Consider the following 11,835-nt stretch of genomic DNA (forward strand, 5'->3'; position numbering starts at 1 on the left):
AGTAAACGGTTCCAAAAAAAGATATTGTGGCGGTCTTGCCATCTAAGAAGGAGGTTTTTTGGATGACTACAAACATTGGAAGAAAGTTACTTGCTTCGTGTCTTGCTCTCTCCATGGTTTCACCTGCGTTTTATGGGCTGACTGCTCAGAAGGCGAGCGCTGCGGAGGTTGTTAATTTAGACCCAAAGAACATGCAACAGCCATTTGACGGATGGGGAACATCGTTAGCCTGGTTCGGCAATATTACGGGCGGCTGGAACGATGCGACGAGAAATGCATTGGCGGATGCGCTTTACTCCCCTGAAGGATTGAACTTCAAACTTGTCAGATACAATATTGGCGGCGGTGAAAATCCCTCTTATGAGTACATGCGGGAAGGTGCCGAAATCCCCGGATATTCCCCATCCCCTGGCGTATACGATTGGTCGCAAGATGCGAATCAGCGCTGGTGGCTGAAGGCCGCAATAGCAAGAGGCGCCAATAAATTGGAAGCGTTCTCCAATTCAGCTCCTTACTACATGACAGTTAGCGGAAGTACGACAGGCCATTGGGACGGTAATCAAGATAACTTGAAGTCGGATCAATACAACAACTTTGCCGACTATATGGCAACTGTTGTGAAGCATTTTAAAGAAGACCCGGACTTGCAGGTGAATTTCGACTATCTTTCTCCGGTCAATGAACCTAGTACGAATTTCTGGAAAGTTAAAACTGAATTTGCACAAGAAGGTTCGCACTATGACATTTCCTCGCAAATGAAAATTATTAATGCAACCCGCGCGAAACTGGATGAAAAAGGTCTGCAATCGGTTCAAATTGCTGCTATGGATGAACACTCTCTCGATACTTTTATAAGCAATTGGAATTCGTATGATGAAGCAACTAAGGCAAATATCGGGAAGCTGAACACCCACTCTTACAGCGGTTCGGATCGGGTAGGAGTCAGAAATCAAGCCAGAGCGGCCGGTAAGCCGTTATGGATGTCCGAAGTAGATCTTGGTCCTAAAGACATTGTTCACAATCACGATGATATGGAACCGGCACTGGCACTTGCAGACAGAATTATGACGGACATGACATGGCTTGAGCCTAATGGTTGGGTACTCTGGCAGGCTATTGAGAGCGAGAAAAACATGAGAGATCACGAGAACAGGAACTGGGGTATCATTCATGCCGATTTCGATACGCAAGAGTGGTGGTATACAAAGAAATATTATGCCATGCAGCAGTTCAGCAAGTTTATCCCGCAAGGTTCCAGATTTATAGCAGACAACAATGATAATACGCTAGCCGCTTACGATCCTGCTAAGAATAAAATCTATGTCGTATATAGAAATGCAAATACGACTAGTCAAGATATTTCTTTGAACATGTCACAGTTTGATGCTGTTGCAGGGAAAGCAACGACATACGTTTCTTCCACTTCGGAGAATGTGGCGCAGAAGGACGAAGTTTCGGTTGTGAATAAAATGTTGCATGCGACTGTTTCTCCGAAATCGATTACAACTTTTGTTATTGACGGAGCAACGTATGAAAAAGGCGAGGCTATCCCTCAAAGTCAGATGAATGCAACGGCAAGCAGCTCCGCTTCAGGAGAAGATGCGGACAAAACATTAGACGGAAATGCGAATACAAACTGGCATTCCGCTTGGTCCGGCACACCGTCTCCGGCTCCGCACACAATTACATATGACATAGGGAATGAATATAACGATGTTTACCAGTTGAAATATTTGCCAAGGCAGGATAACAGTTTCAATGGTGTTGCGACCAAGTATGAAATCGCTGTCAGCACAAACGGCACGAATTTCACTCCGGTTGCCGCAGGGACGTGGAATAACGACAAGTCTGAAAAAACGGCAACGTTCTCGTCCGTAGCTGCTCGACAGGTGAAGCTTACAATCACCGAATCAAATCACGGAGACGGTACGCAGTTCGGATCGGCTGCCGAGATTAATATTTTGAGAAAGCCTGGATTTGCAGTGAATATTCCGATACTCACCAATGTTATCCAGCGAGCTACAGATATTATTACTCTCAATAGTGCAAGTGTTGACATTATGAAATTGCAATCACTGGTTAGCGAAGCCAACACGGTTATAGATACTCCTAATGTGACTCAGGAAGAAGTCGAGACTATTCTAGGAAAACTTAACGCAGAGTATAACCTGCAATTCAGTATCATTGACAATGGGATTATCCCGCAAAATCAGATGACCGCAACGTCAGACAGTTTCGCAGCCAATGAAGGTCCGGAACGTACGCTGGACGGCAATGCCGGAACGAATTGGCATACGGCGTGGGACGGTTCCTATAAGGTGCTTCCGCACTCAATCACTTATAATCTTGGCAGTGCGTATGACGGTGTTTACAAGCTGAAATACCTGCCTCGGCAGGATGAAGATTGGAATGGCGTTGTCACCAAGTTTGAAATTTCCGTGAGTGACAATGGCACCGATTTCAACAAAGTTGCTGAGGGAACTTGGAACTCAGACAAGTCGGAGAAAACAGCAACCTTTAATGCGCAAGGCGCTAACTATGTAAAATTTACTGCGCTTGAATCCACAAGCGATGCCGGGAAACAGTACGGATCGGCTGCCGAGATCAATATTTACAGTAACCACGGATTTACAATCAATAAGTCAACCCTCACTAGAGCAGTTAGTGTTGCAAATGATTTTAAAAGCAATTTTAACAAAGATCATTCTTACTTGACTACGTTGAACGTCCATCTTGCGCAGGCTGATGAACTGCTGAGCAGCCCGGTTATAACGCAAGAAGAGATAGAGAAATTGGCAGGCAAAATTACGGCTGAAATCAACAAGATCAAATCGGATGTAAAGCAGATTAATGAAATTAGTCTCTTCTATGCGCCTGAAGCTTATGCATCCAATCCTTCCAGTCTTATTCTGGATAACAATACTAACACCTTCTATGAATCAAACTGGGCTTCCAATGGCAGAAAGTTCAGATCAGGCGACTATATCATTATTGATCTGGGCGAGAACAAGGCCGACGTTGGGAAGCTATTGGTTACGCCAAGGCAAGGCAATGAGAACGGCAGAATTAAACAATACAAAATTTATTTGAGCGATAATGATTTGTCCGTGAAAACGCCAGACGGTTCTGAACAGTATTTGAAGAATAATTTCCAGTTTGCAGCAAATGGTTCTTTTGACTCCACCAGCAGCAGTGTTCAATACGCTACATTCAAACCAGGCAAAGCCAGATATGTAGCGATTCAGGCTATCACGACTGGTGGAGACGGAAACACGCTCAGTGCAGCGGAGCTTGTGGTTAGTCAGAAAGCAGGAACTGTTTTCGATATAAGCGGCTTGCAAGCTGCCATAAATCAAGTGCGTACGATAGCAGGGATCGGTCCGAAAGTGGAAGACATGATTGAAAAACAAATTACCACGATCGGCGTTCTTAGCGATTTGACCGAGGAATCTATTGGTTACTACACAAAAGTTCTGAATGATATGTACAATTTCTATCGGGGCTTAGGCAGCGTGAAGTCCATTAAAAGCGGCGAAGTATGGCTGGATACGGAAGGCGTGCCGATTCAGGCACATGGCGGCGGCATTCTGTACAATGAACAGAACAAAACGTATTATTGGTACGGGGAAGATAAAACCGAAAATAATCTTTACGGATTGGATGCGGTACCTGCGACAGGCATTCATGCCTACTCGTCGAAGGATCTGTTAAATTGGAAAAATGAAGGCATCGTATTGCCGGTATTCAACAACCAGCAATTCGTCGATGGAACACCGCCTGATGAGAATATGCCACTATATATTTCCGAGGAGTCGGGCATTTATAAGAACAGTCCAATTCCTGACTATAATCCTACTGTCGTTAGACATGCACCGGTTCCAAGCGTTGATCCGGAAGTTGGCAGAACCAAGTCCCCGGCACCGACGCTGAGCAAGCACAATTCGCCGGAAAGAATCGCTGAATTGAACGCTCTGTACGCGGATAAGACGTATGCGGAGAAAAAAGCGATGTTCAAGGAGTTCGACTGGGCTAAAGTTGTCGAGCGTCCGAAAGTGGTCTACAACAAGAAATACAACAACTATGTCATGTGGTGGCATCATGATGGACCGATTGAAGGGTCTTACTGGTGGGCAAGAGGCGGCGTCGCGGTCAGCGATTCGCCAACCGGACCATTCAAATATTTGGGTTCAGCCAGATTACCGAATAATGGATGGGGCGGCGAAGAAGGTGAAGGCATGCTGCGCGATATGACGTTGTTCGTAGACGATGACGACAAAGCATACTTGATTTACGCATCAGAAAATAACGCAACGGAGATTGTTACGCAGTTGAATGATGACTATACCGGACCTGCGATGAACGAGAATAACAAGTCGGTAGAAGGCGTTCACTGGGCTAAAATTATCTGGAATAGTCGAGAAGCTCCGGTGATCTTCAAGCAAGACGGCGTGTATTATATGATTACATCAGATTGTAAAGGGTGGACTCCAAACGCAGCCCAATATCATACAGCGACCAATATTTTAGGTCCATGGGAAGATAAAGACAACCCGGCTAGAGGCTGGAATAACGACAGGACATTCGACAGTCAAGGTACTTTTGCGTTTCCGTATAGAGATGAAAATGGAAATATTGTTCCGAATAAGTTCATCTTTATGGGGGATCGTTGGAAAAACACGAATCTGAAAGATTCGAGGTATGTATGGCTGCCGATCGAGTTGAATTCGCTAGACAGAACTGTTGAATTCTATTGGCATGATGAGTGGGATTTCTCTTACTTCCAGCCAGGCAAGAAAGTTACTTTCAACAGTAATGGCGGCAGTGCGGTTCGAGGTGTTTTCGGAGTAACGGAAGGTTCGAAAATATCTGCGCCAGAGGCCCCGACTAAAAACGGATATACGTTTGCTGGCTGGTATCAGGATGAAGCATTGCATATTTCATGGGATTTCGCTGTAAATACGATCCCGGCAACAGATTTTACGCTGTATGCGAAGTGGGATGAAATTGTTAAAGTGATTAATGATGTACTGCCAGTAAATGTAGCTACGGCTACTTATGCGGCACCGGTTCTGCCTGCAAATGTGACTGTTGTTTATAACGATGACACAACTGGAGATAAATCTGTTCAATGGGATGCGATTGATCCTTCCCTGTATGCGGTAGCTGGCAGCTTTAGCGTGAGCGGAGCTGTAGATGGAACTGTAATTCCTGCGGTTGCGAATGTAACCGTAACAGATAATGCTTACAAAGCGGAACTTATCGCACTTATTGCAAATGTCCAAGTTAAATATGATTTGGCTATAGAAGGAACAGAAGTCGGCAATTATCCGGCAGGCTCGAAATTGGTATTGTTGGCAGCCATAAATCAAGCACAGCAAGTAGTAGACAGCGGCTCTGCAACCAAGCTGGAGTTCGAGCAAGCAACTGCTGATTTGAACGCTGCGCTGCAAGCGTTTGAGGCTTCTAAAATCCAACAGGTGAGTGTAAATAGCATCACGATCACAAGCACAGATAACGCTTCAACAATTACCGCGAAGAACGGAAGTCTTCAGTTACAAGCAGCGGTGCTGCCTGCCAATGCTATGAATAAGTCAGTAACATGGGCAGTGTATGAAGCAGACGGATCAACAATAACGGATAAAGCGACAATTAACGTATCCGGTTTGCTGACGGCTGTGAAAGATGGAGTCGTTAAGGTAGTTGCAACAGCAGCGGATGGTTCCGAGGTTCATGGGGAAATGGTTATTACCCTAAGCGGTCAAACGACCATTATTAATCCAGGACCTGGAGGTGGCTATGTCGATGGCTCTGTCAATCCTACACCGACAAGGAAAGAGGATCCAACTCGTTATACACCAAAAGATTCGGAACTTAAAATTGTCCCTGAAGAGGGCGGGGATACAGCGCTAACCGCCGTCATCGATCGTGAACGACTGGTTCAGAAATTAGATGATCTTCACGACACAGCGGCAACGGATCATCCTGTTCTTACGATTGACATTCCAGGCGAGCATGCATCGAATGCCATAGAGTTGCCTCTGGATATTTTGTACAACAATCTCAAAGAAAATCAGGGCACTATTTTGACCGTAAACAGTCATTTAGGAACGTATGAACTACCGCTTTCTATTCTAGAGCAAGCAGGCACAGCGGGTACAGATAAAGGCGCAACGCTCATCATCCGCATGGATAAAGCGAAAACACAGCAAGAAAAGCAGTTTGAACAATCCATCCAAAACAAAAGATTAGAGCGAGTAAGCGATATTGTCGACTACAAAGTCATTCTGAAATCGAAGGACAAAGAAGAAGAGATTCATTACTTTGGCAGCAACTTTGTTACACGCGCAATGAATGTAGATGGCGTCATCACGAATCCTTCGGCAGCAACGGCTGTCGTTTATGATCCGGTTACTGGTGAACTGCAATTTGTTCCATCTGTATTCACTGTGAAAGACGGGAAGACAGTCGTGACCATCATCCGTAATACGAACAGTATGTACGCTATCGTTCAAAACAAGAAAACATTTGAAGATATGACGGGACATTGGGCTCAAAAGGAAGTTGAAATGTTAGCTTCCAAAATGATTGTCAATGGAACATCAGATCACACGTATACACCGGAGATGCAAGTGACGCGGGCTCAGTTTGCAGCACTTCTCGTAAGAGGACTGGGGTTACCGACAGAAACAACGCCATCCGTATTTACAGATGTTGCGGCTACCCAGTGGTACGCGTCAGAAGTGAATACAGCCGCTAAATACGGCTTGGTCGAAGGTGTAGGCGAAGGTATATTTAGTCCGGATCTACTGATTACGAGAGAGCAGATGGTCGTCATGATGATGAAAGCTGCCCATCTCGTTCAGGGAGCAGCGAATACGGATGTAAAAGCAACAGTGTCATTCGCTGATCAAGACCAGTTGTCAGACTATGCTCGCAACGCGGTAGCAGAAGCCGCTGACAAAGGTTTGGTACATGGGAAAACAGAAGCAACCTTTGCTCCGCAAGATGTAGCCACTCGCGCAGAGGCTGCTGTTATTATCAAGCAGGTTTTGCAATATTTGAAATTGATTAATTAATACGAAACATCATATGCAAATTTGAGCGCTCTTCAAACCGGTACATCCCATCAGAACGCGGGTTTACCACAGCTTATTCAGAAATTGAAGGCTGCAGACGCAGATGACACGTGATAGAGAAGCAAGCACAAATCGACAAATGGAAATCATCGAAGAGGATACGCTTCTTGTCAAAACCCAATGACAAGAACCGTATCCTCTTTCCGATTTTGACAAGAACATTATCTCAACCGGTATCCTCGTCATCTGGATCAAATCCCATCCGTCCGTTCATTCTGCCGATGACTCTTCTTCAAACTCTTCATCCAGTTCACCTGCTAAAAGGTCTTTTATTTAAACAAGCATTTTTTAACAGTTCCTTCAAATAATTTGATAAAATTAAATATAATTGAGAAGGGAGTTGAGGATGTAATGGAAATCAATTGGCTGGCAGAAGTGGAAAAAAGAAAAGATGATCTTTTAAAGGACTTGGAAGGATTATTGCGTATTGCGAGTGTTATGGATTTAACAACGATTACTCCTGAATATCCAATGGGCGAAAAGATTGGCGAAGCATTAGATTATGTTTTGGCATTAGCCCAAAATGAGGGTTTCAAAACTAAAAACTTAGACGGCTTTGCCGGGTTTGCTGAATGGGGAGAGTCTGAAGATTATGTTGGGGTAATTGCCCATGTCGACGTGGTTCCAGCTCCTGGAGAGTGGACAACACCACCTTATGAGCCAACTATTCGAGAAGGAAAGCTTTATGCCCGCGGTACCATAGATGATAAAGGACCGGGAATGGCTGCATTTTATGCGTTGAAGATATTGAAGGACCTTGACCTTCCTTTAAAAAGGAAGATCCGTATGATCTATGGCACAGATGAGGAAAGTGGTATGCGCTGTGTGAAACATTATCTTGACGTTGAGCCCGCGCCAACTTACGGTTTTTCGCCTGATAATGAATTTCCGATGGTGTACGCCGAAAAAGGGCAAATTAACGTGAAACTGACTTTAAGTGGCAGTGAAGAAGAAAAACATGGAACTATTTTAGTTAACTTTTCTTCGGGTGACAGGGGAAACATGGTACCTGGACAAGTCGCTGCTGAAATTAAAACGAATCAACCTGAGGAACTTGTAAACCGTTTTAAGACATATTGTAAGGAACAGGGGCTACATGGTGAGGTCAGCAAGTCCGATGAAACGATTATTTTAACCCTTTACGGTAAAACCGTGCATGGTATGGAACCGCAGAATGGCGTGAATGCCGGACTTGAGTGCCTGCATTTCTTAAACACATTAAGCTTTGCGGGTAGTGACCAATCCTTTATCACATTTGCCGAAAACTGCCTATATAGAGATCCTTTTGGGGAAAAGTTGGGAATCCAATACAGTGAAGATGTGCTCGGACCATTAACGGTGAATGCCGGCATTTTCAATTACAATCATACAGATGGTGGTTCGATTCAGTTGAACATTCGCTTCCCATTAAATAATGATTACCAACATACCATTGAAATGATCACGAAAAATGCTGAGATCTGCCATTTCACAATCGCTGATGCGTGGCAATTCCCTACACATTATTTCCCTGCCGATCATCCTATGATTAAAACACTGCAATCGGCTTATCAATCGATTACAGGGGATGAGCCCACACTTTTAACATCGGGCGGGGCAACGTATGCGTCGTTAATGAAAAATGCAGTGGCTTACGGTGCGTTTTTCCCTGGTAAGGTAGATAGCTCTCACCAGATTGATGAATTTATTGAAATCGATGATTTAATCAAAGCGACAGCCATCTACGCCAAAGCATTATATGAATTAAGCCACTTATAGAACATTGTTTTTTGTAAGGTAGAGTATGGTGTATTTATTGCTTCAGGAGGACCGAAGAGGACGTTATCGTTGGCATGGAACCAACGGGCCACTACTGGTTGAACCTCGCTTATTATCTAAAAGAAAAGCAAGTGAAATACGGTGTAATAAATCCATTGCACGTGAAAAAAAGTAAATAACTAGATGACAACTCAACAACTTCATACCATTGAAATATAATGATAGTCAAAACCTGAAATGAAAATGAAAGAGGCTGCTCCGCTTAGGAACAGCCTCAAATAAATTATTTTTTTAATATCTTCAAAATATCCAGTGCTTTGTGATAAACAAATCTTTCCCATCTCGCTAATAAACTATTTCCATTATCCCCGTTCGCGATTTGAGTAGTGTGACGTTTATGAAACTCTGCTACTCGTTGATTATGTTTATTATGAAATGTATTGAAATGTTGGTGGCGAAGGTTTGTTTTTGCGTTCATCGTTTATCCCTTCTTTCCATTTTGTATAATTATATCATGCATGCTAATTTATCCACAACAAGATCATTGTCACGGAGAACTATAGTTCAACCACGACATACGTGAAGGCAACCGGAACGATCGGTTGCCTTTTCTATTAAACGAGAGGGTATTTTGATCAATTCGCGAAAACTTTAGGGATGGATTATTTTCAAGATTATTGGAAATCAAAGCAAGGGGAGTAGGATATGAAGTACTATCAAAAAAAGAGATTGAAACAGAGAATCTTTTAAGCAATTTATCATTTTATCTTTGATTTCTGCTCCGCATACATACCAATGGCACCTATTGGAAATCATAATGCCTAATTATTGTTTGTAGAGGAGTGTTATAGATGAATGATTTGATCAAGAATGCAGTTTCGCTCGGTCTGGGAATCACGATTGTGACCAAAGAAAAACTGGAAAACTACGTCAAAGAGCTTGTGGTAAAGGGAGAAGTTGCCCCTGAAGAGTCGAAGGCGTTGGTGGCAAAGTTGATCAAGAAGGGGGAGGAGCAGCAGGACGCTCTTAAAGAAATCGTACGCGTACAGCTTCAGAAGCTGCTGGTTGATTTGCACCTGGCGACAGAGGAAGATATTAAGCGGCTAGATCAGCGCATCGACCAAATGGAACACAAGCTACAGGCATAGTCGATTATGAGGAAAAGGATACGGCAGTTACAACGATACCGGGATATTGTTATTGCTTTGGTTCGCCATGGTTTCGGCTTCTTGGTAGAAGAGTCAGATCTGCTGCAGCGTCTTCGTATTCCAATTAGAAGATTTCAAGTGAATGACGATACATTCCGTAAATCGCTTGGACTGCGGATTCGGGATGTCGTTGAAGAGCTCGGACCAACCTTTATTAAACTGGGACAGATCGCCAGCACCCGTAGTGATCTCCTTCCGGAAGACATTGTAAAGGAGTTGGAGAAACTTCAGGATGATGTGAAGCCCATTCCGTACAAACAGGTACAAGATATCATTGAGACTGAACTAGGACAAAGTATCGGGACGGTTTATGACCGCTTCGAGGAGCAGTCACTTGCAGCGGCATCCATCGGGCAAGTGCACCTTGGCGTGCTCCATAACGGAGAACGTGTGGCTATCAAAATCCAACGACCTCAAGCCGCAGAATCAATCCGGATCGATCTCGAGATTCTAGCGGATTTGGCTGCGATGGCCGAGAGACGTTTTGCATGGGCACGCCGGATTCAAATGGAGGCCCTCATTGCGGAATTCGGCAGATCGCTCTTAAATGAGCTGGATTATATCAAAGAGGCTAGGAATGCGGAGAAGATAGCTGAGCAGTTCAAGGATGTCGCCCATATCTATGTGCCGCTGATTTATAGCGATTACAGTTCGAAAAAGGTCATGACGATGCAGTATATCGAAGGTGTTCGGCTGTACCAAGAGGATCAACTCAACGCACTTGGGTACGACCGAGCGCGAATTGCCAATCGGCTCATTCAAGCATTGTTTCATCAGATATTCATTGAAGGATTGTTTCATGCAGATCCTCATCCCGGGAACATCGTCATCCAGCCGGGCGAAGTGATCGCTTTACTTGACTTTGGCATGGTCGGCCGGCTCACGGCGGAGTCAAAATTCCATTTTTCCTCACTGATTATTGCTCTTATGCGCCAGAACACCGATGGGGTGATTAAGGCGATCTACCGGATCGGGCTTATTGACGAGGAACTCGATATGGCGGAGCTGCGTTTTGATATTGAGGAGCTAAGAGAGCGATATTTCAGAGTCCCTCTTAGTCGTGTAAGCCTGGGGGGAATCGTCAACGATCTGTTCGAGGTGGCGTACAAGTACCATATTCGCATTCCGGCGGATTTCATCTTATTAGGGAAAACGCTGGTAACGATTGAAGGGGTTGTCACAAAGCTAGATCCTACGATCAGTATCGTAAAGATAGCGGAACCGTTCGGCCTCCAACTCCTGTTGGAACGACTACGCCCGAAAAATCTGACATCAAGTTTACTCAAAGATGTTACGGATTATGGGTACTTGCTAATTGATTTTCCAAGACAGTCGCGAGAGTTCTTTTCACTGATAAAAAAAGGGAAGCTGCATATGAATATTAGCGTCCCTGATGCCTACGATTTCCTGCGCAAGCTGGATCGCATTGGCAATAGGATTACATTCGGCATCGTTCTCTTATCTTTCAGCCTCATTATGATGGGACTCATCATCGGTTCTTCCATTGTGGGTCGGAAGCATTATTTCTTGCTGAATGTGCCAACCATCGAAGTTGGGTTCATATTGGCATCATTAATGAGTCTCTGGTTGCTATTTTCGATTTTTAAATCGGGCAGATTCTAGAAAATGTCCTTCGTCAGCGCTTATAGAATAAAGAAACGACTGCTACGCTGGTTTAAGCTCTTGGAGACAGGCTAGGAGAAGAACTTATTAGTCCAGGCAATGGAGTTACG

At 44.3% G+C, this 11,835-nt stretch carries 5 protein-coding genes and 1 pseudogene; 5 read left to right on the top strand and 1 reads right to left on the bottom strand.

The window, feature by feature from the left end; genetic code table 11:
- Nucleotides 1-62: 62 nt before the first annotated feature.
- From AC58UW_RS19345 to AC58UW_RS19355, 3 genes and pseudogenes are all read left to right on the top strand, one after another.
- Nucleotides 63-7,076 (top strand): discoidin domain-containing protein, encoded by a 7,014-nt coding sequence (locus AC58UW_RS19345; RefSeq protein ID WP_497422243.1) that lies wholly within the window; start codon nt 63-65, stop codon nt 7,074-7,076.
- 411 nt (nt 7,077-7,487) lie between these two features.
- Nucleotides 7,488-8,894, top strand: a complete 1,407-nt coding sequence (pepV, locus tag AC58UW_RS19350; protein ID WP_497422244.1) for a dipeptidase PepV — start codon at nt 7,488-7,490, stop codon at nt 8,892-8,894.
- A 56-nt stretch (nt 8,895-8,950) separates the two neighbouring features.
- A pseudogene (locus tag AC58UW_RS19355) lies at nt 8,951-9,070 on the top strand (IS110 family transposase); the annotation flags it as partial.
- A 107-nt stretch (nt 9,071-9,177) separates the two neighbouring features.
- Here AC58UW_RS19355 and AC58UW_RS19360 read toward each other — a convergent pair.
- Complete coding sequence (locus AC58UW_RS19360; protein ID WP_497422245.1) at nt 9,178-9,372, bottom strand: hypothetical protein; 195 nt, start codon at nt 9,370-9,372, stop codon at nt 9,178-9,180.
- Between the two features lie 373 nt (nt 9,373-9,745).
- Between AC58UW_RS19360 and AC58UW_RS19365 the strand changes: the two genes are divergently transcribed.
- Together AC58UW_RS19365 and AC58UW_RS19370 are read left to right on the top strand one after the other, a co-directional pair.
- Entirely contained in the window at nt 9,746-10,042 is a 297-nt protein-coding gene (locus AC58UW_RS19365) for a phasin family protein (protein ID WP_497422246.1), read from the top strand.
- A 6-nt stretch (nt 10,043-10,048) separates the two neighbouring features.
- Complete coding sequence (locus AC58UW_RS19370) at nt 10,049-11,725, top strand: ABC1 kinase family protein (RefSeq protein ID WP_497422247.1); 1,677 nt, start codon at nt 10,049-10,051, stop codon at nt 11,723-11,725.
- Nucleotides 11,726-11,835 lie beyond the last annotated feature (110 nt).

The sequence above is a fragment of the Paenibacillus sp. J22R160 genome, from assembly GCF_059692135.1.